The organism is Aliidiomarina indica (assembly GCF_015354615.1).
Lineage (GTDB): Bacteria > Pseudomonadota > Gammaproteobacteria > Enterobacterales > Alteromonadaceae > Aliidiomarina > Aliidiomarina indica.
In genome coordinates, this window is the sequence record NZ_JACAVQ010000003.1 from 272545 (window position 1) to 293455 (window position 20911).

21 protein-coding genes are annotated in these 20911 nt (G+C 50.9%); 3 read left to right on the plus strand and 18 right to left on the minus strand.

Features of this window, described 5'->3' with window-relative positions:
- Nucleotides 1-153 precede the first annotated feature (153 nt).
- Genes HXZ99_RS07035 through yghU form a run of 3 tightly spaced genes read right to left on the minus strand, consistent with a single transcriptional unit; the run spans nucleotide 154 to nucleotide 2749 of the window.
- Nucleotides 154-1254 (minus strand): metal-dependent hydrolase, encoded by a 1101-nt coding sequence (locus HXZ99_RS07035; protein WP_194756574.1) that lies wholly within the window; start codon nucleotides 1252-1254, stop codon nucleotides 154-156.
- Nucleotides 1226-1831, minus strand: coding sequence for a TetR/AcrR family transcriptional regulator (locus HXZ99_RS07040; protein ID WP_194756575.1), 606 nt, complete (start codon nucleotides 1829-1831; stop codon nucleotides 1226-1228). The genes HXZ99_RS07035 and HXZ99_RS07040 overlap by 29 nt, the downstream gene beginning before the upstream one ends.
- A 54-nt stretch (nucleotides 1832-1885) precedes the next feature.
- Nucleotides 1886-2749 carry a glutathione-dependent disulfide-bond oxidoreductase gene (yghU, locus tag HXZ99_RS07045; protein ID WP_194756576.1) on the minus strand — a complete coding sequence of 288 codons (864 nt, stop codon included), beginning with the start codon at nucleotides 2747-2749 and terminating at the stop codon, nucleotides 1886-1888.
- 281 nt (nucleotides 2750-3030) lie between these two features.
- Here yghU and HXZ99_RS07050 point away from each other — a divergent pair, with 281 nt between their 5' ends.
- Nucleotides 3031-4701: an esterase/lipase family protein gene (locus HXZ99_RS07050; protein WP_194756577.1), complete on the plus strand. Its 1671-nt coding sequence runs from the start codon at nucleotides 3031-3033 to the stop codon at nucleotides 4699-4701.
- A gap of 29 nt (nucleotides 4702-4730) precedes the next feature.
- Here the strand turns inward: HXZ99_RS07050 and HXZ99_RS07055 are convergent, their stop codons facing one another.
- The 14 genes from HXZ99_RS07055 to HXZ99_RS07120 all read right to left on the minus strand — a co-directional run bounded on the left by HXZ99_RS07055 (nucleotide 4731) and on the right by HXZ99_RS07120 (nucleotide 18959).
- A complete protein-coding gene (locus HXZ99_RS07055; protein WP_194756578.1) occupies nucleotides 4731-5126 on the minus strand; it encodes a hypothetical protein in 396 nt (131 codons plus the stop codon).
- 97 nt (nucleotides 5127-5223) lie between these two features.
- Entirely contained in the window at nucleotides 5224-6186 is a 963-nt protein-coding gene (locus HXZ99_RS07060) for a vWA domain-containing protein (protein ID WP_194756579.1), read from the minus strand.
- The gene (locus HXZ99_RS07065) at nucleotides 6186-7244 is read right to left on the minus strand and encodes a vWA domain-containing protein (RefSeq protein ID WP_194756580.1); all 1059 of its coding nucleotides are present in this window, start codon (nucleotides 7242-7244) and stop codon (nucleotides 6186-6188) included. Before HXZ99_RS07065 ends, HXZ99_RS07060 begins: the two co-directional genes overlap by 1 nt.
- 6 nt (nucleotides 7245-7250) lie before the next feature.
- A complete protein-coding gene (locus HXZ99_RS07070) occupies nucleotides 7251-8024 on the minus strand; it encodes a MotA/TolQ/ExbB proton channel family protein (RefSeq protein ID WP_194756581.1) in 774 nt (257 codons plus the stop codon).
- Nucleotides 8025-8184: 160 nt separating this feature from the next.
- On the minus strand, nucleotides 8185-10287 hold the full coding sequence (locus HXZ99_RS07075; protein ID WP_194756582.1) for an SUMF1/EgtB/PvdO family nonheme iron enzyme: 2103 nt from the start codon (nucleotides 10285-10287) through the stop codon (nucleotides 8185-8187).
- The gene (locus HXZ99_RS07080; RefSeq protein ID WP_194756583.1) at nucleotides 10274-11713 is read right to left on the minus strand and encodes a tetratricopeptide repeat protein; all 1440 of its coding nucleotides are present in this window, start codon (nucleotides 11711-11713) and stop codon (nucleotides 10274-10276) included. The genes HXZ99_RS07075 and HXZ99_RS07080 overlap by 14 nt, the downstream gene beginning before the upstream one ends.
- A gap of 8 nt (nucleotides 11714-11721) precedes the next feature.
- Nucleotides 11722-12987 carry a hypothetical protein gene (locus HXZ99_RS07085; protein ID WP_228517743.1) on the minus strand — a complete coding sequence of 422 codons (1266 nt, stop codon included), beginning with the start codon at nucleotides 12985-12987 and terminating at the stop codon, nucleotides 11722-11724.
- 38 nt (nucleotides 12988-13025) lie between these two features.
- Complete coding sequence (locus tag HXZ99_RS07090; protein WP_194756584.1) at nucleotides 13026-13604, minus strand: hypothetical protein; 579 nt, start codon at nucleotides 13602-13604, stop codon at nucleotides 13026-13028.
- 272 nt (nucleotides 13605-13876) lie between these two features.
- On the minus strand, nucleotides 13877-15097 hold the full coding sequence (locus HXZ99_RS07095) for an ATP-binding protein (protein WP_194756585.1): 1221 nt from the start codon (nucleotides 15095-15097) through the stop codon (nucleotides 13877-13879).
- Nucleotides 15098-15099: 2 nt separating this feature from the next.
- Nucleotides 15100-15801 carry a response regulator gene (locus HXZ99_RS07100; protein WP_194756586.1) on the minus strand — a complete coding sequence of 234 codons (702 nt, stop codon included), beginning with the start codon at nucleotides 15799-15801 and terminating at the stop codon, nucleotides 15100-15102.
- Nucleotides 15801-16103 carry a DUF3019 domain-containing protein gene (locus HXZ99_RS07105; protein WP_194756587.1) on the minus strand — a complete coding sequence of 101 codons (303 nt, stop codon included), beginning with the start codon at nucleotides 16101-16103 and terminating at the stop codon, nucleotides 15801-15803. The genes HXZ99_RS07100 and HXZ99_RS07105 overlap by 1 nt, the downstream gene beginning before the upstream one ends.
- 88 nt (nucleotides 16104-16191) lie before the next feature.
- Entirely contained in the window at nucleotides 16192-17106 is a 915-nt protein-coding gene (locus HXZ99_RS07110) for a MipA/OmpV family protein (RefSeq protein ID WP_194756588.1), read from the minus strand.
- Nucleotides 17107-17265: 159 nt separating this feature from the next.
- Nucleotides 17266-17823 (minus strand): NADPH-dependent FMN reductase, encoded by a 558-nt coding sequence (locus HXZ99_RS07115; RefSeq protein WP_194756589.1) that lies wholly within the window; start codon nucleotides 17821-17823, stop codon nucleotides 17266-17268.
- Between the two features lie 26 nt (nucleotides 17824-17849).
- The gene (locus HXZ99_RS07120) at nucleotides 17850-18959 is read right to left on the minus strand and encodes an AI-2E family transporter (protein WP_194756590.1); all 1110 of its coding nucleotides are present in this window, start codon (nucleotides 18957-18959) and stop codon (nucleotides 17850-17852) included.
- A gap of 288 nt (nucleotides 18960-19247) precedes the next feature.
- Between HXZ99_RS07120 and HXZ99_RS07125 the strand changes: the two genes are divergently transcribed.
- Both HXZ99_RS07125 and HXZ99_RS07130 read left to right on the plus strand, forming a co-directional pair.
- A complete protein-coding gene (locus HXZ99_RS07125; RefSeq protein ID WP_194756591.1) occupies nucleotides 19248-19688 on the plus strand; it encodes a hypothetical protein in 441 nt (146 codons plus the stop codon).
- 12 nt (nucleotides 19689-19700) lie between these two features.
- Nucleotides 19701-20000, plus strand: a complete 300-nt coding sequence (locus tag HXZ99_RS07130) for a helix-turn-helix transcriptional regulator (protein ID WP_194756592.1) — start codon at nucleotides 19701-19703, stop codon at nucleotides 19998-20000.
- A 5-nt stretch (nucleotides 20001-20005) separates the two neighbouring features.
- Here the strand turns inward: HXZ99_RS07130 and HXZ99_RS07135 are convergent, their stop codons facing one another.
- Nucleotides 20006-20905, minus strand: a complete 900-nt coding sequence (locus HXZ99_RS07135) for a DMT family transporter (RefSeq protein WP_194756593.1) — start codon at nucleotides 20903-20905, stop codon at nucleotides 20006-20008.
- Between the last annotated feature and the right edge of the window lie 6 nt (nucleotides 20906-20911).

The window sequence follows — 20911 nt, forward strand, 5'->3', positions numbered from 1 at the left end:
CCGTGGGTTAAGGATTACAGTGTTAAAGCAGGTTAAATTTTCGGAGAAAAACAATGATAGAAGCTCTTTTACAGCCTTCAGCGTGGGGTTCGCCTCTCGGCATAGGGGTATTTCTCGTGTGTCTTGGTGTATTTCTATATCTACTCAAAGCGGCTAATCAGAAAGACGACTAAAAAAGCTGAGGATGGGTTTACGCACCACAATAAACTGACCGTTGCCGCCAGCGCACAAACCATAAGTAAACGGCGGCGATTGCTCAGGGATAGTAAATAGTAAGTCGGTAAACCATACGCATCCGTCGCTGTTGTGGCTCACATAGGCGGGATAGGTCATAAAGTCGCGTACGGCTTGAAACTCAGGGTGCTGCCAGGCCTCCTGAGCTGCTTGATGAGGTGTGGTGGGATAAAACTGCCACTGCACCTGTTGTGGCGATACAAACTCGGCCACGGTGTTATCTATGGAGGCGAGCGGCCATTGCAAGGGCGCGTGCTCCGTGACGCGCACATGACTTTGCCAGTAGCCGTGGTCGTCGATACTTATCAGTTTCCAATGAAACACTGAAAACGGTTGCGGCCATGCAGTAAGTTGCTCGGCTACATGCGGATGTGTGCTGGCAGCAATAGTAAGTGCTTCCTGCTTTTGCTGATAGGCAAAGCCTAGCCAGCCCACGGCGAAGAACAAGCAGCCGATGAGCACCCAAGGCTTCCATGCGCGATAAACGGCCCATAAGCCAAGCAAAATACTGCCGCTAAACACAAGATCGACCAAAAATATCAGCCCAAAAGATACCCGCTCTGTGCTCAGAGGAAGCCAAATCCCCACATCCCAGGCAGTAATCACATCAAGACCTATATGAGAGAGAATGCCGGCTAATCCGATCCAGTATATGAGCCATCTGTCATCAGTGCCTTTAGCGCGAATGGAGGCCCCGCCCCAGCGCTGAATTGCGATAATTAGTACTGCAAAGAGTGCGGCCCAGAGCGGCGCGAGTATTAGGGAATGCGTATAGGTGCCATGCCAATAGGCGTGATAGTGCAGAGGATTAACAAAGTAGCTAAGAATATCAATGTCGGGAAGTATTCCTGCGACTGCACCGAGGAGCATGGCATGTCGCAGGCTGATGAGCGGTTGATCTGACGAATGTTTTACCTGCTGCCTACGCAATTGACGTATCCCCACTCCCGCCAGTGCGCCTACCGCAGCATGGGTAAAGGGATCCATCGCGCTATGTCCACAGGCTAATGCGGTTTCCACGCAGCAACGCTTTCTGCAATCGCGCGCGGGTATTTAATTGGTTAGGCGACTTATCATTCAGCCAGTACACGAACATGCCAATAAACAGGCTACTTAGGGCAATCTCCTGGCCAATCCGTTGCAGATTACTCGCCTTGAGCTCGGCGGCTTCTCGAAACCATTGCACCGTGCGGCTGATGCGCAAAATGCCTGCGGCTTGCAAATGAATATGCCCCGGTTCGAGTTTATATAACAGCATCTCACCGGTAAGTTTATGGTAAGGGGCCAGTGCATCGAACCAACTTTGCATGGCTAACTGCAGGCGCTCTGTGGTGGTTAGGGCGGTATTGGGGCTATGATCGTTGCTCAGATGGATGTCGCTGGCGTGTTTTGGAAATTGTGCCAGCATGGCCTGATCCGCCCGATCAAGCCACGCGTCTACGATATCGTCTTTTTGTGGGAACTCTCGATGAATTTGCGCCAGTGAAATATGCAAATAGCGAGCAATGTGGTGCAGGGTGAGTCTTTCCCATCCCTGCTCACTGCCCAGTGTGAGAGCTGCATCGAGAATCTCATCACGACTGACTGATTTTTTCATACGCGCCTCACAAACATTGTGGATTTATCCAACAGTATAGTTAAGGCAACGCAATCAGTCTTTCTTGTCTTCGGTTTGTAATTGAAAGTCGCTCGCATCGTGGCGTTCATGCAATTGCTCGTGGGGCTCGCCCCAAGCACGATTCACCATTTGCCCGCGTTTCACTGCGGGTCGCTGGGCAATTTTATCGGCCCATTTCACCACGTTGGTGTAGCCCTGAGCTTCTAAAAACTCTGCGGCTTCATACACTTCATTTCGCACCAGAGCACCATACCACGGCCAAATCGCCATATCGGCAATGGTATATTCATCACCTGCGATATAAGGGTGTTTGCTCAATTGCTGATCGAGCACATCGAGCTGACGCTTTACTTCCATGGTGTACCGATCAATCGGATAGCGAAACTTCTCCGGGGCATACGCGTAAAAATGACCAAAACCGCCGCCAAGTATGGGAGCGCTTCCCATTTGCCAGAATATCCAGTTTAAGCATTCTGTGCGTTTTGCCGGATCTTTGGGAATAAATTCGCCGAATTTCTCTGCCAAATAGAGCAAGATGGCCCCTGATTCGAACACACGCGTTGGAGGCTGTGTACTGTGATCCATCATGGCTGGAATCTTGGAATTTGGATTTACATCAACAAATCCACTACCAAACTGATCCCCTTCCATGATGTTCACCAACCAAGCGTCATATTCCGCTTCTAGGATGCCCCGATCGAGCAATTCTTCTAGTAGCACGGAGACCTTCACGCCGTTGGGGGTAGCTAAGGAATACAGCTGCAAAGGGTGCTTACCAACGGGCAAATCCCGTTCCACCCGAGCACCCGCTGTGGGGCGGTTAATATTGGCGAATTTACCCCCATTACCGGGCTCCCATTTCCAAACTTTCGGCGGGGTGTAATCCTGATCTGCCATAGCTACTCCTCATATTTGCGTTCGTTGCATGCAAGGGGATATACGCACGTTCGATATAAATTGTTTAAACGACGTGCCGTTAAATCTAACAGTGAATCAAGTTGATGTCGCCTTCAGGGGCTTTTTTGGAGCCTATTTTCTTGCAAACGGGGGCTCCTTTCCTATGTTTAAACGAAGTGCAGTTCAGCATGTCATGATGCGGCATGAATAGTTTCCAGAAATGGATGAACGCGGTTTTGCAGCGGAAAGCGTGGTTCCGATGCAAGCCAAAGGAGCAAGTCATGAAAATTAAATTGAATGCGGGCGGAGCCATGCTCTCGTCGTCCCGCGATGAACAGCGGTATATCCCACTCGGTGTCCGCCGAAACGACCGGGTATCCCGTCGCGATCGACGTCGCTTACGCGGTGAGGAAGAGGGTATTCCTGACGGTATTTGGGGTACTTTGGGTGGTTGGGAAACCCGATCGCCTCCGCTACGCGGCACGATTATGTGCTCCGATCGTGGCAGCTATCAATCGACTGCGGAATGCTCGGGCGAAGCCACCATGGAAGAGATTCGTATGGTGCGAATGGGTCGGGCGGAACACCTAAATCAGGATCCAGAGGCGGCGGTGATTGAGCGTTACATCAGTTTCACGCCTAAACCTATGCCTGAGTTACGCGATGGCTTTACGCTAGATGACCTTCCCCAGCTTCGTCTTACGCTATTTTTGCGGCCCGACGAAGGCGCCCTGGTATTTTATCAACGGATGCCTGGCGGCACGTGGAAAAGCAAACTGGACGACCCCTTTGATACAGAGATTGAATACCTTCTTCCTGAGCCAACAGAGAATCACGACTGCGAGCGACGAGATCGACTCAATTATCGTATCCCGCTGTATCCATCGGCGGATTTTGAAGCGGTAGAAACCGATCAAGGTATCGTACTCAAGTGTAATGACCGTAGTGCCTCCAAGCTGGTGATTAAAGCCTTAATCTTTAAACGTCAAAACAGTCGCTCATTGGATGTGTTGCAGCGTGTTGCCGAACGCTTGGCGCTTAATCGGCATAATTTACAGATTTGGAATACGGAGCCGGGCACTTACTACTTTACCGATGTGACCGCGCAAGATATCGATTTTAATAAACGTACCTTGCTGTTGTTGCACGGCACCTTTTCGTCGACTCGTGGTACCTATGGTGGCTTGTTTGAGCGGGACGATGGAGATGGTTGCAGCGGACCTGTATTTTTACAGCAGTTGATCGATCATGGGCACTTTGAGCAGATCTTGGCTTTTGATCACGACACGGTATTTCTGTCGCCAGAGAAGAATGCCGAACGCTTAGAAACCATGCTCGGATTAAACGAGTTTGCCCAGCCGGTCACGGCTATTGGCTTCTCGCGCGGCGCTTTATTGCTGAAGTGCTTAGCTTGCCGGGGCAATAAATTTCAAATTGACCGCGCTGTCACAGTAGCGGGTGCAAATCACGTGGAATACACGCGATTGCCGAAGCATCTGACAGTATTGTGTAACGCACTTAAGCGCATCACGCCACCAAGTGCCATGCTCACCTTCGTGAATGCGTTGGCGCAACACTCAGGCCAATTGCTCAGTGTGCTGGATGGCTTGCGATCAATGAACAAAGATGACCCATTGAATCAGGCTATTTTAAACCCAGCAAGTGCACCGACAACGGTTCTTATCCCAATTGCCGGGCGGTTTACCCGGGCTACAGTGCAAGGCGGACGTATTCGCAAAATTGGCGCTTTGGCGTTGCACGGACTCATTTCCGTGATTTTACAAAGCTTGCGGCACGACTGGGTGGTGACGGAAGAGCGGCAAAGTGCGGTGGAGCCTTGTCAGCCGTCGCCGACTTTGCCAGTAATTCAGGTGGAAAGTCGCCACACCAGTTTCTTCGGGAATAACTTAAAGAATGAGCTGTTGCTGCAAGCCCTGACCGGAGAGCATTAAGTCCGTATCAGTGAGAATATGGCGCTGTTCTAACGAGCAGCGCCACGCCCTAGGGTGTGGACAACTAAAATGGTAATGGCGACAACGCCATTAACGACCCAAATGGGATGTGCATTGAGCGGGCCGAGATCGAGAGGAATACGATTCAATCCATAAATCACGGACACACCAAAATAGGACGCAACGAGGGTGTGCATAAATGCGCAGGTGAAAAAGTAGCTTCGTTCACGCAAAGCACCGATAAGGGCCATAATCGGTAAAATGATGAAAAACAGCTGTAACAAGCTATCGACGACACTGAGCCAATCACTAAAGAAAACGGTTGGATATCTCATCGGAAAGGTATAGATACCAAACCATGGAATAGCACTGAGTAGCAGTACAGCGGAAAACACGACCATGAAGGCCCAATAGATGCGTCTCATCCCTCACTCCTTTGCCTTAAATTTTATCGAACACCCTTTATCCTAGCGGGAATTTTGAATCGCGCCATGGATTTACGCATTTTAAACGAGGTTCGTATTAATTTGGCAATGCAACAAACGAACCACGATTGCGCTCAGTAACCGCTTTCATAAAGGCAGCAAACTGTGGGGCATCGCCCCAACGCTCGCGGTGAAAGCCCACCCCATGAATGCGCCAGCGCGGCTCACCATCGAGACCGCGATTTAATCGGGTAATTTCCATCACAAGATCATCTAAGGTGCCTGGGCGGAAATCGTCGCCAAATACATACATGCTCGTTTTACCTTGATGATTTCGGTAAAGGGATAGCGCGCGCTTCATACCGACCTCCGGCGCACTGCCACCCCCACGGAAGTTTTGCAGACCGGCAATGGCCCGTCGGCGCATGCTCGGGGTGTCATTTAGCCAGCGCCCTTCCTGATTGGAGAACAAGAACCTGCCATCTGCATCCATAATCTGAAAGCCCTTAAGCTCTGGGTGATTGCGAATAATATCCGACAGCACATTGGTCACTTGTTGCCAGCCACCGGCGACCGACATGGAGCCGGAGGTATCAATAACAAAGATAACGTACTCTGCATCGGTGGGAATACCGCCCACCATGATGGACGGCTCTTCGGGTACGCGAGGAACCTGAATTCGCGCCTGTTCGCGACGGATTTGATCGCGTAGCGACTGCGCTTGCCCTTGTAAACGGGCGATACTTTGCTGTGCTCGTGGTATCGATGTTTCTAGCGCTTCTTTGCCTTCAAGTATACTGGCCGCTTCCGCCTCGGCCATTTGTAACGCATCTTGTTCCGCTAACAATCGCTCTTGCAATTCATTGACGCGCTGTTGTGCTGCCATCAGTCGCTCGATGCGCATAACAACTTCTTCTGCAGAAAGCTCGGCGGGAACTTCATTATTTTTTGCTAACAACACGAGCAGGACGATGGCTCCGAAAGCGCAGGCAATAATATCCAAAAACGAGAGATTAAAGATCTCGATGGGTGGCCGTTTAAGACGAGAGCGCTTACTCATTACGGCCACTCGTCCGCTGGTGCGAGCAGCGTTCCTTTACTTGCATTCGTCCACTCCCAGTACATCGACGCGGCATAGGGATCTCCCTGCAATGGCAGTAGAATCACATTCATGCGATAACGACCGGGGACCCTTCGAATCGTTTGTATGGTCAGTTCGCGGCGACATTCGGAGCTGATGGAGCGACTTCGAGAAATAAAGTTACGACAGCGTAGGCTGAGACCTTCGCCGAGAGTTGGCAGGCCGTCGGTAATTAAGTACACATCGGTGATATTGGGGTTTGCCGATAATAATGTTTGCATACCTAGTAACAGATTGGTGCCACCATCGGGCACAACGTCGGTAAACGCCCTAGAGATGGCGTCCAGTGCGTTCCCATCGCTTCCCGAGTTAATCGTATTTGGGCCCAGCACTTCGGCGGTATTGGAGAAAGAAACAACAGTGACATTAGACGATTCAGGAATGCGAGCGAGTAGCCATTGTCCGACCCGCACCGTACGCCGCCACTTATCGGTGAGCTTGCGTTGCTCCGGTGGATACGCCAGAGATCGCAGAATATCAATCAGATTGTCGTCCATCATGGAAGCGGAGCGATCAAATAAGATACCGATCTCACGGCCTTCCACAACCATGCCTGTAATATAATTTTCTTCGCCCGTTCCTTCTAAACGGACGGCTGCATCGGGCGTTTCAATGGCCGCGAGCGCCGCCAGCTCTTCTTGTAATTCTGCAATGACGGCCAGTTGCTGTGACACTTGTTGCAGCAACAGACGCTGGCGCGCCAAACTTTCTTGTTGGGCCTGCTCTGTCTCCTCCTGCCTGGCTTGCGCATCGGCGAGAGCAGCCAGCACATCATCGACGGATTCTTCTATTTCTCTTTCTGCTGCAGCGGCTGCCGCCAACTCTGCTTCGAGTCGGTTGATTTCGTCACTTGGGTCGATGCGAGCGGCATAGAAATCGATGAGAATAAAAATTAGGATAACCGCGCCAAGGCCACAGGCCATAACGTCGATAAACGACATATTAAATCCATCGGAAGCGCGGCGTCGAAATCGCATTAAAAATTACCGGTGCAGATGTTGCAATAAGCTCTTTTCGCAAGAGCTTTGAATGTTCAATACCATGGTATCTTGGCGGCTGTTGAGCAAATGCATCAAATACATCAGCACGAGGGAAATTAATAGCGCAACCAGGGTCGAATTAAATGCCAAGCCAAGGGATGCGGTCATTCCAGAAATGTCACCAGCGAGGGCTTCATCTGCTTGTGCTAACGCTTGGCCAATGCCGCGCACAGTTCCAACGAAACCGATACTGGGGATGGCCCAAATCATATAGCGAATCATGTTATTGCCGTTTTCGAGCTGGGAAGCCACGTTATCGACCGAGGATTCAATGGCATCGGCGGCATGCTGCACGTTATTGGTATTTTGAAAGCGTCGAATACACATGATCCACGTCGCCAGCGCGGGATTATCACGATAGCGCGAGCTTTCTAGCTGCTCTAAAGCGCGTTTGGTATCTAATGGTTGTGCTTTGTCATGATCCGATAAGAAATCACGACTGTAGATCGCTTCTTCATCAACGAGACGCCAAATTTTGTAGCCCATGAGGAACATGGCCACAAGCATGAGCGAAATACAGATTTGCTGTTCAATGCCATTGAGTACCACCCAAATAGACGACACTGACATGGTGCCTTGCGTGGCTACGGCGTGGTCTGCTGCGGGCCTGATAATGCCGGCATACAACAGCTGAACCAAGGTAAATGAAATGGCCACGACGATTAGGCTAGTTAACACGCCTGGGTTCATTGCGCCATTTGTGCGATTGGGTTGCATGGGCGTATCCCTCATTCGAGCTTAAATATTAGTTGGAAAATCTTGGGGTGCATCCAACGACACGAAATACGCCGTGGCGCTCGCGGCCGCTAATAGCAGAATAAGGCCAAGTACAATGAGTAATCTCTTTTTCATCTCAACCCCTCCTCTTCGTTCTCAGTTAATCATGATATCGGGCAATGCGAAAGCCAATATCTTCGGCCGGTTCTGTGCCTTGATAGCGCACCGAGGCGCGCAACAAATGGGCTTGCCCGGTTAAATAAGAAGCGCCTTTTACCACATGCCCGCGGCCACTCTCAGGGCCCAAATAATCGGTTTCTGCATCGGCCATTTGCGGCGCCGTGGCGGGAACTAACCCATAGCTATCGTGAACCCATTCGCGGGCGTTACCGTCAAGGTCATAAAAACCATTGCGGTCGGCCGCGTAGCTCCCTACTGGCGCCAGCCCTTTGTGCTCATCTTTGTAATTGGCAAGAACGAACGTTTGTTCCCCACGTAGGGATTCATCCGCAAAGTTCGCTTGCCCTTCGCGTAAATTCGATTGATTGCCCCACACATAAGTAGTGCGCGCCGCGCGCCGGTAATGTTTCGCAATAAACTCCCACTCTGCTTCTGTGGGCAGGCGATAGCCGCGAGATTCTTTGCGAATCCCCACCAAGCGGTCATTTTGAATAACGTAAAACGGAATTAAGCCTTCTTGCTCACTGAGCCAATTGGTAAAACGTGCGGCATCGAGCCAACTTACGTTGGTGACCGGCAAGTTGCTCGAGGTGTCGCCGGCACCGCGGTAGCGAGCAAACTGTCCTTCTGTGACTTGTTTTTCTGAGACCCAGAAATTGCGGGTGAAAGACACAGGCCGTTGGATTTCGTTACGCAAGCGCCCGGTTTCAGTCATCGGCGAGCCCATAGTAAATGCGCTCGGCTGCACCGGAAGTAGACGTATGCCAATGGTATTGGCGTATAACGGCTGATTTTCTGCTCTGCGGGCATCGAATTCTTCGAGTAACTCAGCATGAACCTGTCTTGTGGTGCGGGCACTCGGGGTTACCCCAATGCGCTGCGTTCGGTAATGTTCACGTCTAAATTCAATCTGCTGCGGCAGTGCTTGTAGTGTCAGGGTGAGTGGCGTAGTGCCCTGTTGCTGGCCGTTAATCCATACCTGTGCGGTCTTATTTGCCGTGATCCGCACACTGCCCATTTCAGGTTCAAGGCGGAACTGCACCGTTTCTCGCGAATCTGGTGCGAGCGTGATGTTGCGCTCTTGGCTTTGATACCCTGCTTTTTCATAGCGAACCCGAAGGTTCTCATTGGCATTGACGCGGGCCGGATTGCTCACGGGTTGGTTGTTCACCAAAAGTACCCCGTCGCTTGGATTAACATTCGCAACTAAGGTTGCCTTAAGCAGCTCAAGTTGATAATTGCGTTGCTCTATCGGGCGTTGCTCGCGCACGCTGAGGGTATCCACAATAGGTTCGTATCCTTCAGCGCGCACCACTACGTCATATTCGCCACCGACTCGATCAAGGCGCAACGGTGTGACGCCTACGTCCATGCCGTCAATAACTACAGATGCACCCGAGGGCGTGGAGGTGATGTCTAGCCGGCCTTGTACGGGCTCAAGCGCAAATACATGCTCTAGCTGAGCGCCCTTGGGTGCCTCAATGACCGTTGTGGCATTGTGGAAAAATGGATGGGAGAAGCCAAGTTCATAGATACCTTCAGCAAGCTCAAGCTCGGCTAAGCTGCCAGTGTGAACATGTTCACCATCAATATACCATTCGCTGTTTGCCAATGCCGGTTGACTGCGTGCGGTCAGTTGCGCGGGCAGCGGCTCTAGTAAGATATCGATACGCGGCGGGCTTTGCTTGGTGAGAGTGACGCGTTGGCTGTAATACAACGGCGCCGAGGCTTCGATTTCGAGAGAGCCTCCTAAGGTGTATACGGTCGTGCCGGTGACAAAGCCAACACCCGATACCCGCTCTACAGTGGCGTGGGGATGTGCATCTTCGGGGCCAATCACAATGGAATAGCCTTCAAGCAAGGTCACCCAGCTTAAATATAAGAGCAGTAAAATGGCAATGATGGAGGCGCTAAGCGCCACAAAAAGGCGATGCTTTTTGATGCCCGACTCAATACCATCATCAATGCTATGACGATGCTGGGAATCCGTAGCCAACGCATCGCGTTGGGGTCCCTCATCCGTGCCGTTGCGCTGGGATGACTCTACCGCCCCACGCTTGTGAGAATCATCAGACTCGCTCATCGCACACCAACCTTACTTCTATAGGCGCAGCATCACGCGCCACTGTTACGGTAATAATTTTCGAGCGGTAGCCCTCTCGGCGCCCTTCAAATTGGTACACCCCTGGTTTCAGGCTAAAGCGATATTCGTTATGCATACCGACGTTACCGACCCCCAATACGCGCACAAAGGTGCGATTGTCACTGCGAAGTACCACTTCCACTGGTTGATTAGCCAGTTCAATTAATTCGTGCAATGTATCGAGATCGGCAGCAAGGCGCGGGCTGTCATTGGCAAATACTTCGCCTGCCTTCAGCGTCTGCTGGGCGTTGTTTAAGACCGTGAGATCACTGAGCCGATCCGGACGAGCGATATAGTTATTTACCCGTGAGCGCACTTGTTGGATTTGCTGAGCTTTCTCCAATGCTTGTTGTGATGCCGGGTGTCCTGGGTGCCGCTGCAACGCGCTACTGGCTACCATGGCTACCGTAGACCATTCATCGGCAGCAGCGAAGGCGATCAACTGCTGCTCAATGGATTGTAACTCACGGGCATTAATCGCGGTTTGAATTCGGGCACGCACACTGACAGTCTCCGCGCGATTGGGCAGAATGCGATTGGCGTTTTGCACTGCTGCTTGCGCTTGCTGCAACTCACCGGCTTCGAGGGCGTGAATCGCTTGCTCAAGAGCGGCTAAGTACGCTCGTTCGGTAAGCTCGCGCTCTACTTCGCCAAGGGCGTAAGCCGCCTCTGTATGCTGCGGATCGAGTAAAGTGACTTGATGGAGGTAGTCGCGCTGGCGCTCAAGCTTATTTTCCATTCTCGCGACATGGGCTTGCTCTAACAGTACTTGAACGTCTTCGTACACATCAATGCGCGCTTGCAGTGCTTGTGCCTGCTCGTGCTCGGGGTTGAGAAGCAATGCACGGCGATTATAGCGATCCGCTCTTTCAATTTGGCCCAAGCCGAACGCCTCTTTCGCATTCACAAAAGCTTGCGTATAGGTGGCTTCGAAATTGGCGTAGGCGTCATCTAATGCCGTATTTATTTGGTTAAAGTTCGCGTGAGCCTGTGCGTATTCGCCCAGCGTATAGGCGTCGACAGCGGCGTCAAAATCACGGCCTAAATCGGCCAAGATAACGGCTTTTTCCTCGGCAAATTGCAACTCCCGTTGCGCGTTTTGCAAACGGCCTCGGGTATGGGATAAGGCCTCTTGCGCTCGCTGACGCTGCTCAGGGTCGGCTCGATCAGACTCGTTCTGGGTGGGCTCTTCGACAACTGGATAGGGCGTGGGACCGGGGCTGGGTGCAAAAGCATTCCATAACCCCCAAACCCCATAACCAATCGCACATGTGACGATAATCAGCAATCCACCTAAACCGAGTTTTTTGAACTGCGCTTGCTTTACCTGCTTATCTCGCGAGATAGATTCATCAATGTTCGACACGGCGTCCCTTACAGTTGATTATCCGGTGTAGATTCAACCGCGTGAATGGCTTTTAATTGGGCGCGTAATTGGGTGTACTGCTCTCTCGCGCTCCCCTGAAGCTCAATACGCTGGTTATTAAATTCAACCACTTGTGGCGTTACTTTAATATCCAAACTTTGCCCCATCTCACTCAGTTGCTGACGTTGAAAGCGCAGATTGCGATTCGATTCGACCGCACCCGATAGATTGTACAAGGATGTTACGCCAAGCACATAAGCACCTACTTCAGCTTCCGTGGAGTCAGAATTACGGATCAATAACGCGGCACCGACAGCGGCTAACACCGCGGTAATTTGCTGGCTTGCCCGACGTGCTTTCTCGCGGCGAATTTCTGCGGCGATCGGCAGCGTTTCCCGATGGTAGTCTAGGTAACTTGAGTCACTTTCCGCATAAAACGCATCGTAATTGGTTTGCAAGTTGTCGATAAAAGCTTGGTCTTCCGCTTGAATCACTTGGATGCGCTGAAACATGGGGTTGTTCTCAGCTGGAAATCCGTTAAGGCTATAGCGGGTGCCATTGCGGGTGCTGCGCTCGTCTAAATAAGGCGCCATCGATTCTGGACTGTACATTGCCGCATAACGTAACTGCGCAACGCGCTGAATCGTCTGCTTGTCTTCATCACTGCGACGCAATAGGAGATCGTACACATAGCCGGCGATATGCTTAAACATGGGCTCATAAGGGTTTTTCCCTTGATTAAACGCATCGCGATAAAATCCTTCATGGACACGGTACTCGAACGTCCGCTCACCCCACATGTGATTGGTGGCGTCCATTACCCGCACCGATAATTTCAGCGTTTCTGTGTCGGAATGGTCAATCTTACCGAGTACATACACATCTGCAGTGGCACTAGTATCGGGCGTGACACTTAAATTACTAAAGGCATTTGTTTCGGCGAGTGCGCGCTTGGTTTCAATCGCAAAACGATTCGCTTCTAAGCGGCGCACTTGTGGCCAAATATCTAAGTCATGCACTTTGCCGTAATCAAGATTGCCTTGAGCATCGAGCGGCAATCCCGGATCAAACACCGGAATGGCGACGCTTAGATACACATCAGAAGGATAATTGTAGGTTCTATCCTGAACGCTTCCTAAGGTGGTGCCTCCGGATGCGTTTGGCCCTACCGAATTAACGCTGTGCGTGGTTTGACAGGCACTCAGCGTAAGCGCAATCACGGCTCCCGCTAACACCTGTAATACCATGTGATAATTAGGCCATAGGTTTTTCATAGTTACTCCTTATGCGTTTGCATGCCAGCTTGATGTGATCAAGGCTGACACCCATATTCTTTTGCTAGCGCTTCAAAATGCTCTTTCTCGCTTTCTGTGGCTGCCTCGTCTAAGCCTGTTTTGATGGCATCACATACTGCTGAGCTACCCGCTTGTCGTTCACTTCCTTGGTGTTGACGAGAGGGATCTGCTGAAGCGCGTTCAGACGTGTCGGTCTCTTCGCTTTGTTCGTTTTCATCTTCCGATGTTTGTTGCGCTTGAGTCGCTTGTTGACTGCTATCGGCGGAGCCACTCGCACCACCCGCAGCGCCAGCGCTACTTACGCGGTCTTGTCCTGCGGCTGCAGCGGCTGCCATACAGGCTTCATGTTGACCTAAATTCGCCTCTATATCGGCATTGAGCACCGCGATCCGTTCAGCGCGCGTTAATTCTTCACCTTCTCGCGAGTCGAAGATCAAGTGGGAGCAATCTGAGAAAAAGTAAGGCACTGTTTTAGATACCTTCTCGCTGCTCGATTCATCACTTGCCGCGAGAGCAAAAGGAACAAGGCAAAGCACGGCGAGGCTACCCAACCATGTGGGAGTACGCCGTCTATTCACAAAAATTAGTGTGCTCATAGCCTCACCTCACTTCCTACCTATCTACTCAAGTAAAGCACTCCGAATCAGTTTGTGCATACTATTTGTTCGGGTATTCCCACGAACGAGAGTGATGCTTATACAGAGCGCTATGTATGAGTTTAGGCTGATATTGGTGAATTCGGTTCAATTGCACAATATGGGCGTGATTGCGAGATCCAACGGTTTTTCGTGAAAGGTTCCACTTTTCAATGGGTTGAGATTTTGTATAAAAATGTAGAAATGCCATTAATTGTGCAGATTTAAAGGAATTAATGGTTTCGTCGAGGAAGCGATAGGGTAAAGCGCGACCCCCCTAGTGGGCTTTGGGTAATGTGAATACGGCCTTGGTGCCACTCCACAATTCGCGCCACTATGGTAAGGCCTAAACCGACACCGCCACTTTGGCGCGACCGACTGGTTTCTAATCGCACAAAGGGTTGCAGCACCCGTTCTTTTTCATGTTCAGCAATTCCTGGGCCGTCATCATCCACATGGATATGAATTTGTTTTGGGTCAGATTCGATATGCAGGGCAACCTTGGATACCGCATGGCGGCGAGCATTTTGCACCAAATTTTGTATGGCGCGTTCTAAATAGTGGCCGTCGCAGGCTAGCGTACACTGATCGGGAAGTTGCAATGCAATAGGGGGACCGGGTAATTGTTCAAGTTTTTCGGCGAGGTTTTCGCACAGTTCAGTCAGATTTACCGCACTTAACTCTAACAGCTCTTCTTGGCCTTCTAACCGTGCATAATCGAGCAAGGTTTCCACCAAGGATTCCATTTCCTCCACGTTTTCTGATAATGCCTCCCTCACCTCGGGGCTGTCAGGCATTTCGAGGATAAATTTCATGCGCGCTAGCGGTGTGCGTAAGTCGTGGGAGACCGCGCTGGTAAGCTCTCGCTGCAGGCCGAGGAGGTGCTGAATTTGGTTGCGCATCCGATTAAAACTATTGGCTAGCCCCTGAATTAAGCTGCGTTTGGGCAATTTCAGCGTTTGTGATTGGTCGGTGGCAAATGCATTCAAGTGATTCTCTAAGCTATGTAAATCACGGGCAAGTGGGCGGATCCATAGGGTTGTTAAAAGCGCCAGCAAAACAAAGAAGAGCAAGTGATACCAATAGTTGGTGGAATCCGTACCATCAGCGATGGGGCCAATGCGCCAAATAACATCGTTCTTTTTAAGATACAGGTAGAGGCTCTGATCAGCACTAAATACCGGCAGTGCTTCGCCTTGCTCAAGGCGTCGTTGTTCGGCTTCAGGCCAACCTACCCGGCCGTCGCCCACCACGGCAACCGCTAAGCCTAATTGTTCACTTAATTGTTCGGGCGATTCAGCTTGCGCGGTTAATGAACTAACACTTTGAGTGAGTGCAGAAAACCAAGGGGGCAGCTCTGCTTGATAATCGCGCCATACCTGCTCGAGGCTCCAGCCTAAGCCAATGATGGCAAGGAGCAGGAACACATAAAAATGAGTCAGGAGACGGCGCATAATTAATCGTTCCACGCATCGGGCACGAACAAGTAGCCCTTGCCCCACACGGTTTTTAGACGGGTGGGTTGTTTTTGATCATCGAAAACTTTGCGGCGCAGATGAGAAACCCGCATATCGACGGTGCGATCGAGGCCGTCGTACTCACGACCAATAACGTCTCGATGAATTGACTCCCGCGTGACCACGCTGCCAGCACGTTCAGCCAAATACCAAAACAGCTCGAATTCGTGGCTCGTAAGCACTACGGGGGCGCCCCGAAACTCAACCGTTTGTGCACGCGCGTTAAGCTTTAACGAACCAAAGTTTAATTGCTGTTGAGAATCAGTGTCCAAGGTACGCCCGGAGCGGCGTAGCAAGGCTTGAACGCGTGCCAGTAGCACCCGCGGTTCAACCGGCTTAACAACGTAATCATCAGCGCCGAGCTCAAGCCCAAGCACCTGATCAATATCGCTTTCACGCGCGGTAAACATCAGAATTGGACCGCGGAAAGAACCGCGGATAGCGCGACATAAATCGAATCCATCACGACCCGGCAACATGACATCGAGAATGAGTAAATCGGGTTCGTGACGTTTCACCGCAGGCAAGACACGATTGCCATCAGCTTCCCAAAACACCTCGAATTGATGTTGTCGCAAATAATCGGAAATGAGTTTAGCCAAACGGGTATCGTCTTCTGCAATTAAAATCCGTTTCGACATCAGAAAATACTCCATGGCGAACCGAGACGACGACGTTGTCGAGGTCGTAAGCTCTGGGTTGAAATTTCTAAGTGCACCATCACATCACCATAACCATTTCGTAAGGTTAAGAGCCCTTGCACCGGCCATTCGATGGGTTCGTGATAAATCCCTTCGTAGGTGTCCTGCCAACACTGGAGTTCTTTCTCCTCTAAGGCAAGGCAGACGGTTTTTTCTTCTCGTGCAATCCAATGAACATGCAACATCTGCTGACACTGCTGATCTGCGCGCTCAACGATACAGACTTCCGGTTTTGCCGACAAACAGGGTCCTTCCAAACACACATCGGTTTGGTTGTCCGGTATATCCGCCACACTCCCGCTAACCAGCAGCAGTATGGTTGTCAGCAGATTAGAAGCGATATTGCACCCCCGTAAAGAAGGAGGAGACGTGGCGGCGCTCAACTAATGGACTATCACTCATGCCGGAACCTAACCACTGCATCCGACCGGTGCTGACCCAGGTCCATTTGTCGGCCAATGGATAGTGCCAGGCGACGGTAAGGCCGGGCTGCCAAACTGAGGAGCCCTCGTAATAATAAGCGGGGGGGACACCTTGGTCGCGAGGGCCAACGCCGTAGTAATAATTAATTAAATTCGCGCTTTTAAAATGCAGCTCTGCGCCTAACTCAATCAAGCCGAAGCGGCCGTGAAGTGGTGTAGCTACGCGAATATTGGCATGTTGGCCATGGTGCACACCGGTAATGTCGGTAAGCACTTGGATTCGGACATGCAGGTTTTCATAGGGATACGAGTCAAGCTGAATACCACCGTCGACAGCCCATTGGCGAGATGCGACATCTTCGATACTTAGGGTTAGCTCGCTTGATCCTCCGGTAGAATCGGAGTCACCTGGGTCGGGCATAAAACCAATATCACCACTGCCGGACACCGCCTGATTGCCTAGCCAAAAGCCGGTGAGATTTTCGGCGAAGTAGGCCCGCTCAAGATTGAGCTTTGTGATCGCACTGAGCTCAAAGCGGGAGCGTTGCCGTAAGCTATAACCGAGAATGCCATTATCAAAAAAGAATCTGTCGCCGTAGTAATAGACATCGGGGATCAGGTAAATGGGTAGGCTGTTGCCGCCATGTAATGGGTTACTGCGCTCGCCATAACCGACGGACAGCTTGAAGTGCCAGGTACGGGTATCAATGCATCCTTTGTCGTCGTCAACGCATGCGTCAACGTCTTCCACGGTGGAAGCGAGTAAGTTGAATGAACTGAGAAACAGTACATTCGCAAGGAAAAAGCGACAAAGATGATTCACAATAACTGCCTTATGTGTGCGCTAAAAACGGAAAAAACCGAAGCTTAATGAAGCTAAAACTTTATCAGAGCCATGCGCAACGCGCATTGGCAGCTGACAAAGTTTTACAAACTTAGATTGCAACAGCCTTCCGCTTTAGAGAGGCAGAATAGCGTATTCCTACGCGTTGTGGAATGACATCACGTTGCGAATAACGCCTCGCACGCGATCATGATGGTCGTCTTTCAAGGAGTCATCGTCATGAAATTGGTCGCTCGCCTTACTGAGCGCGAATTGGCTTGGCGCTACCCACATACCGAGTTTAGCAAGTTGATCGCGCAGCAAAAGCAATGACCGTAATCCGCCTAGCGCACCTGGTGAGGCAGAGCAAAGGCCAGCCACTTTTCCTTGGAATAAGGCGCCACCCGAATCGCCATTGGCTTGCGCGCGTGACATCCAATCTAGGGTGTTTTTCACTAAAGCAGGTACGGCGCCGTTGTATTCGGGGGTGGAGATTAAAAATCCATCCGCATGCTTAAGTAACTCTTGAAGCCGGTGTACATTCTCCGGCATGCCCTGATCTTCAATATCGCCATTATAGATGGGCAATGGATAATCATTGAGGTCGAGATAAATCACCTCGGCACCTTCTGCCTCGGCGGTTCGGGCGATATGTTTTGCGAGTTTTCGATTCAGTGAGGCTTTTCGTAAGCTTCCGGCAAAAACGAGTAGTTTCATGTATCCCTCCGTCGGTTGAATGCGCGCTAGCTCAGCGCTTTGGCTCGTCGACTTTTCTTCTTGTTCACAATCACGTTATAGACGGGTTTAAGTTGTGGAATGTGACTGATAAAGACCATGATGACGGTCATCAACGGCACCGCAATAAGAACCCCAATCGGGCCCCACAACCAACCCCAGAAAAATATCGACACAAAAATAATGACCGGGTTTACGGCTAAGCGTTGGCCATGAATGTACGGCTCTAGGAAAAACCCGACAATGCTAGTGAGTACGGCGAAGCTCGCTGGAGCGATCAACATCATCCAATAGGTATCAAAAGTTGCTACCGAAACCACCGCTAATAAACCAAAGGCAATGAACACGCCTATGTAAGGAATAAATCGGGTAAGCGCCGCCATCACACCAAGAACAACGGGATTGGGTAAGCCAATGGCCCAACTGATGAGGCCGACGGCGATACCGATACTGCCGTTCACCGAGGTAATAACAAGTAGGTAGCGCGCGATCTGTTCCTGACCACTGCGTAAAATTCTTAATGTGATTTGCCGTTTAGGCCGCTTCATTTGTCGGGCTAAATTGCGGATTAGATGGTCGCCACTAACCAACAAAAAGTAGGTTAACGCGAGGGCAAGGGCAAGGCCCGCAATGGCCTCGTAAACGCCGGTTGCAAGTTGATTGCGCCACGAATCGGCTTGTAGCACCACCGTTTGAGTGCTGGCGATATCCTCGTCACTTCCAAGTTGTTCGTCGAGTTCTTCCTCGAAACGGTCAGCAGATTCGGTAATCTGTTCAAGCTGGCGCTCAACAGCGCTGTCACCGGGCAAGAGTTCGCCCATGGTGGCGGGAGCCCGTCCTGCCCACTCGGAAATGGGTTGTAGCATGGAATAACCAACACTAAGCAGGCCCGCGACTAAGGCGGTGAGAAGGAGCAGCGCAGAAATTGCCCGATGAAGTTTAAGTTTTTTCTCCATCCACACAACAGCAGGTGAAAACAAAAGCGTCACCAAAATGGCTAACACGATGGGGAGGAGGATGCTATGCGCTAAATAGAATGTGTACAGTAGCGCTAGGATAAACAGGCCATAAATAGGCGTGCGCAATTGTTTTGGAACCGTTGTATCAGAGTCTGACATTCAGGGTGCTCCTGTTATCACTTCTGCACAGATGAAAGCCTAAGTTTGGACTATTTTTCTCTAAAATTCATGGCGATGGCAGAGAAATGTAGATAAAGCCTGCTCTAAACGGGACTTTGAAAGACTATTTCAGATAGTCTTAACATATTGATTTTGCGATACTATCGGCGATATGGCGGGTTACTGACAGGTGCCAGTTTTAGGTCAGTCATAAAACTGACGACGTAGAAGAAACACAAGTCTGTTCAAATGCAGGGGTGTTTAATCGAGTGAAAGCAGGAGCGTTCAATGGAACAGCAAAATAAAGTATCAGAGCCTTCATTACCTAAGAGCGGCTATACCGTCAGTTCGGGCGGTAATGTTTATTTCGATGTGAATGGTCGCCAAGTACGCGTGTGGTTCTCGGGCTGGAATGGTGGCGAGCGCGTGTATGTAGACGATAAGCAAGTGTCGCAGTTACGAAGCTGGCGGTTCGTCTCAAACCATGAGTTCATCATTGATGATACCCCTTATCGCATCGAACTCGGCGTTGAGAGTTGGCGTGACTTGTTCAAAGGGGTCTATTTTGCGCGCTTATATCAAGGCGAAACCCTATTGGACCAAGATTGGGTTCGTGCTTATCAAGGGTCAACGAAGGCGTTTTCGTGGAAAACCTTCCTGCTCTTTGTACTTATTGGTGCGGGCGTGGGTTACGTCGTCGGTGGGCTCGTTGCCCTCTGGCTCGGCTAAACGGAGGCTGTTATGGACATTCAATCGTCAGTGGTGCGCGATACTCGGGTAAGCAAAGGCTGGACACAACAACAGCTGAGCGATGTTTCCGGGCTTAGTTTGCGCACTGTGCAACGGGTTGAAAGCCAAGGACAGGGCTCGTTAGAAACCTGCAATGCCCTGTGCGCTGTGCTCGAAATCCCTCGCGAAAGCTTGCTGCAAAAGGAGCCTGAAGAAAGTGAAGATATGAAAAGCTTGCTCATGCCTATTGTGGTCATGTCAGCGTTAATTGGCTTTGTGGCAGGCATCATGGTCACTTTAGCACTTGGTTAAATGCGCTATCCTTCACCGGCGACGCGGGTGCGGCGTCGCCATTGTTGAATCACCAATCCGGCAATAATCAACAGAAGCCCAAAAATGGTAGACGGGTGAATGACTTCACCAATGATCAACGCGAGCAAGGCAAGCGATATAAAGGGGGAGATGAATATCAAGTTGCTTATTTTCGCGGTGTTTTGCGTTAATTTCATCGCTTTTAGCCACAAAACAAAGGTGAGCCCCATTTCAAAGAGACCGACGTAACTTACCGCCACCCAACCTTGCCAAGGTACTTCCGACCAATCACTCCATATAAAGCTAGCTACCAGAGCAAAAGGGATAGCCACACCAAAACACAACGCGAGGGTAAGCACGGGCTCCGCTTGATGGCGAGTATTTAGTATCCAATAACCCGCCCATAGAAAGGTAGAGAGAAGCGCAAGGCCGACTCCAAGCGGGCTGGTAAAGCTAAGGCTGAATATATCGCCCTGGGTAGCGATAAAAAGCACACCGAGATAACCCATGGCGCAGGCTACCCAGTCCCGCTTTCTGATGGTTTGCCCCAAAAACAGGCCCGCCATGAGCGTAAGAGCGATGGCCCACGTGTAATTTAGGGGTTGCGCTTGCGAGGCCGGCAGTAAGCGGTAGGCTTCAAATAAAATGAGGTAATAGACGAGCGGGTTGAGCAGCCCCAACAGCAAATAGTAACCGCGATACCGGCGCAACTCGGGGATCAGCTCACCTACTCTACCCTGAGCAACTAATATCCCCATTAAAAAGAGCCACGACACAACGCTGGCCGCTGTCACCATTTGCAATGGCGACATATAACTTAGCGTAATCTTAAACGCGGTTGCTACTGTAGACCAAAGTAGGACTGCGGCAAGCGCGAGTAAGAACGCTTTGCGTTCCGTGGCCATCAACAG

Bases quoted from the DNA above. Each gene is read 5' to 3' on its own strand.
- HXZ99_RS07040 (WP_194756575.1), bottom strand. From the start codon at position 1,831: ATGAAAAAATCAGTCAGTCGTGATGAGATTCTCGATGCAGCTCTCACA.
- yghU (WP_194756576.1), bottom strand. From the start codon at position 2,749: ATGGCAGATCAGGATTACACCCCGCCGAAAGTTTGGAAATGGGAGCCC.
- HXZ99_RS07050 (WP_194756577.1), top strand. From the start codon at position 3,031: ATGAAAATTAAATTGAATGCGGGCGGAGCCATGCTCTCGTCGTCCCGC.
- HXZ99_RS07055 (WP_194756578.1), bottom strand. From the start codon at position 5,126: ATGAGACGCATCTATTGGGCCTTCATGGTCGTGTTTTCCGCTGTACTG.
- HXZ99_RS07060 (WP_194756579.1), bottom strand. From the start codon at position 6,186: ATGAGTAAGCGCTCTCGTCTTAAACGGCCACCCATCGAGATCTTTAAT.
- HXZ99_RS07065 (WP_194756580.1), bottom strand. From the start codon at position 7,244: ATGCGATTTCGACGCCGCGCTTCCGATGGATTTAATATGTCGTTTATC.
- HXZ99_RS07070 (WP_194756581.1), bottom strand. From the start codon at position 8,024: ATGCAACCCAATCGCACAAATGGCGCAATGAACCCAGGCGTGTTAACT.
- HXZ99_RS07075 (WP_194756582.1), bottom strand. From the start codon at position 10,287: ATGAGCGAGTCTGATGATTCTCACAAGCGTGGGGCGGTAGAGTCATCC.
- HXZ99_RS07085 (WP_228517743.1), bottom strand. From the start codon at position 12,987: ATGAAAAACCTATGGCCTAATTATCACATGGTATTACAGGTGTTAGCG.
- HXZ99_RS07090 (WP_194756584.1), bottom strand. From the start codon at position 13,604: ATGAGCACACTAATTTTTGTGAATAGACGGCGTACTCCCACATGGTTG.
- HXZ99_RS07095 (WP_194756585.1), bottom strand. From the start codon at position 15,097: ATGCGCCGTCTCCTGACTCATTTTTATGTGTTCCTGCTCCTTGCCATC.
- HXZ99_RS07100 (WP_194756586.1), bottom strand. From the start codon at position 15,801: ATGTCGAAACGGATTTTAATTGCAGAAGACGATACCCGTTTGGCTAAA.
- HXZ99_RS07115 (WP_194756589.1), bottom strand. From the start codon at position 17,823: ATGAAACTACTCGTTTTTGCCGGAAGCTTACGAAAAGCCTCACTGAAT.
- HXZ99_RS07120 (WP_194756590.1), bottom strand. From the start codon at position 18,959: ATGTCAGACTCTGATACAACGGTTCCAAAACAATTGCGCACGCCTATT.
- HXZ99_RS07125 (WP_194756591.1), top strand. From the start codon at position 19,248: ATGGAACAGCAAAATAAAGTATCAGAGCCTTCATTACCTAAGAGCGGC.
- HXZ99_RS07130 (WP_194756592.1), top strand. From the start codon at position 19,701: ATGGACATTCAATCGTCAGTGGTGCGCGATACTCGGGTAAGCAAAGGC.
- HXZ99_RS07135 (WP_194756593.1), bottom strand. From the start codon at position 20,905: ATGGCCACGGAACGCAAAGCGTTCTTACTCGCGCTTGCCGCAGTCCTA.